Source organism: Helicobacter bizzozeronii, assembly GCF_900196775.1.
Classification (GTDB): domain Bacteria; phylum Campylobacterota; class Campylobacteria; order Campylobacterales; family Helicobacteraceae; genus Helicobacter; species Helicobacter bizzozeronii.
Window position 1 is genome coordinate 1 of record NZ_FZLB01000085.1, and the last position, 3,165, is coordinate 3,165.

The 3,165-nt window shown below is 43.5% G+C and carries 2 protein-coding genes; both read right to left on the reverse strand.

Going from position 1 to position 3,165, the window contains the following annotated elements; all coding sequences use genetic code 11:
* Positions 1-995: hypothetical protein (locus C5684_RS08095; RefSeq protein WP_104639988.1), on the reverse strand; the 995-nt coding region annotated here is incomplete at its 3' end.
* Between the two features lie 111 nt (positions 996-1,106).
* A complete protein-coding gene (locus tag C5684_RS09605) occupies positions 1,107-3,086 on the reverse strand; it encodes a hypothetical protein (RefSeq protein ID WP_233708722.1) in 1,980 nt (659 codons plus the stop codon).
* Between the last annotated feature and the right edge of the window lie 79 nt (positions 3,087-3,165).

Below are 3,165 nucleotides of genomic sequence, written 5' to 3' on the forward strand. Positions count from 1 at the left end.
TAGCTGTGTTGTTGGAAGATTTGCAAACAAACAGCTTTAGCTTCTTGGTTTAAATACTGGGGTTGCAAACAAATGGTGGGGTTTTGGGTGAGAGTGCGTTGCATCGCTTTAGCTAAAGGGACTTTTGGCTTGAGAATAGAAAATGTATATTCATCATCCTCAGCAGGGGTTATACGCAAATGGGTAACACTCTCCCAATACAAACCCATGGCACTTTCATAGTCATTGTCATTAGCATCACCCCCCAAGAAGGCAAAGGCGCGTGCCCCGTAATAATTCATCCACGAGACTAAATCTTGCGCCTTGGCACCACTAGAATAGATGATCTGAGTTACTAAAAAATCTTTGAAACCATCCTTTTCATTTGCACCAAAATACTTTACATGTTCAATAAAACCGCTATCCATGAGATAGTTGTGTGCATCGATGGATCTAAAATCCTGAAAAAAGCGACGCAAGGTCGGAGTCTTAGGACCTTTAACCATGTTTAAATTATCTTTTCGAATACCCATAATCGCCCAATTAGGGGCTAATGGGTCAGACTTGGCATACAACATCTGCAGATAATCTGTGAAGTCCAAACCTTGATGATACGCTGCAATCAAGGGGGCGTAGGTCAATTCTATGCCCTTTAAAAATTCTAATGTGTTCTTGTTGGCGTCAAAGGGCTTAACACGCTTGGGAAACTTCATTTTCCTGCACTTTGCGCCATGCATTGCGCAATAATCCTCGGGGGTGGAGTCGCTCAACAAAATAAAAAGGTTATACATCTCAAGGGCTTTGAGTGCTTGGATCATTTGGGCTTGCTTGGGGGTTTTGGGCGTGAGGGATTGTAAAATCGGGATGTGATCGATAAAGGCTTGCAAGTGCTTAACAAGGGCTGGTGCTTCTTTTTGCATGGCATGCGAAAAGACCATGTCCCAATTTATACGCGTGTAACGCTCTTTAAAATCTTGGTAGTAAATTTTGACCACTAACGCGCGGGCTTGTTGCATTTCTTGGACTAAATCAACGCTTACAGCCCATAGGGGACTGATGAATAAAAGGATGCAAATTAAGCGAATCGTTGAAGTTCCTTTGTTGAAGTGCTTGGCAGGGTAAAGATGTTATTCTTGATCGGGGTCTGGCAACAGCTCATCGAAATGCTTCCAGCCTTGCGCTTCCAACATGCCGATGCCATCATCTATTAAATTGGCACTATTATCAGCAATGGCACTCTCCCCGGGGTCTTTAAAATCATAATCACCACCATAGCCACAATTTTTGATAACATCGAGCTTTTCAGCCATATTTTTTGCTTTGTTAGCTGCATTAAAACAAGTCTGAGCCACCCAAGTTTCTTCATCCCCATCACAAGATGTATCGCCGCAATCATCAGTGGGTAATGCGCTCAATGATCCCACTAAAATGATATGCACCGCATCTCCTTGTTGGACCTTTTTTATGATCTTAGAAACTAGGTTGATGGGGGTGTCATAATATGCAAGTGTATCGGCAGCAGCAGGTGAAGCCGATGTAATCACATAAAAATCTCTTTTGGCATTTTCAGGCACTAGATCAATTCTATGGGCTTTGTTAAAAAAGGTTTTTAAAGGTTTGGCGTAGGCTTTCACATAATTATAAGCGGATGCCTCCTCTTTAAAATCGCCTAAAAGGACTTGATCGTTTTTATGCAACTTACGCACCCGTCCGGGCTTAAACCACAGCTTGGCTTGGGGGCTGTAAAGCCATGCGCTTTGCTCATGGCTTTGTTTGTCTTGCAAGAGCGCGATTTGAAAGGGGGCATGGGTCAAGCTAGCCTTTTTGACAACCTTGTAGGCACTCAAACCCTGCGCTTTTTTGGGAGGCTTATTTCCCATAGGCGTGTCTAAACTCTGTAAAAAATCACGCGCGCTGATGAGCCCTATTTTAGGGTTGTAAATATAGGGGGTGGGGTTGTTGTTGTCGATATATCCCGGTGTCTCATCGTGTTTTTCTGCAATGCCAAAGAGAAAGGTTTCCCAACCCCTGCCCGTATCCGCCACTTTTATAGAGCCTTTGGGTTCTTCTGCGAGCTGGCCATCGGGTACCTCACAAGCACCTTTAGTAGAGGTGGCGTGGAATTGTTCTTTAAGCTGTTGGTAAGTTTTAAAAAGAGTTTCACAGGGAGGGTGGGCTTGATCAAAGGTGTTATAGTTGCCATAGGGATCTGGTCTATCGCTCACCTCTTGCGTATCACAATAGCTAATGTCCCGCTCTAGGGCAAAAACATGCACGCGGTAGCGTTTTACAATGGTGGGGAATTGATCAAGGATTTCTTTGGTGCGTTGGTAGAGATTGGTGTAATGCAGATCAGAATTATCAAAATTTAAAACAAGATAGAGATCGGGAGCTTTGGGGTTGGTGGAGGGGAAGGTATCCAAGCAGGGTTTAGGCAACACTTTAAAAAAAGAGCCAAAGAGAAGGGGAGCGTTTTTGGCACTCAATGCTTGGGTGCGTGCGTTGATTTGATTAAAAAGAGTGGCATTATCTCCAAAGGCTTGCATAACTTCTATGGCTTGGGTGGTGTTTTTATCCATGAGCCACACACTGGGACCATCAAAGGTAACACTCTTCCAGCGCGTGCCTTGCAAGGGTTTTAAAGAAAGCAAGGCTTTTTTAAAGTAAGAAACATCCATATCCTTGCGCATAGTTGCGTAAGGACCCGTGTAAAAGAGATTCCACATCTTTATGATCTGCGTGGGTATGGCTTGGTTGTGTGCCCATATTGCATCGTATGTTGGGTCAGCACCATAAGGGTAATCACTGGGTCTTTGATTAGCCAGTTTAAGGCTCTGTTTATCCACCCACCACGCCTCCCATTTGCCCTTGTGATCCACAATAAGCACTTTAAAATCCGGACCTTCATCAATAGACTTAACCACCTTGCCTAAAATGTGGTGCTGTTCTAAGAGGGCTTGCCAATTAATTTCTTTCCCTTTAGCCACAAGGCATGCCAAACACAAGCCCCATAAGATAAAAAGATATTTTAGTGTGCTTGAAAACTTTGGATTGGAGCGGTACTCTCCGCTCTTAGAGGGGGATTGTTTTGCATGTAACCTCTTCATCTTACACATCTTTTAGTCCTTTATTGTTCTTTGTATATCAAAAAATTGTAAAGACTTTAGATGAACTTTGAGGAATCCA

Excerpts from the sequence above, each read along its gene's own strand:
- C5684_RS09605 (WP_233708722.1), bottom strand. The coding sequence starts at position 3,086 with ATGAAGAGGTTACATGCAAAACAATCCCCCTCTAAGAGCGGAGAGTAC.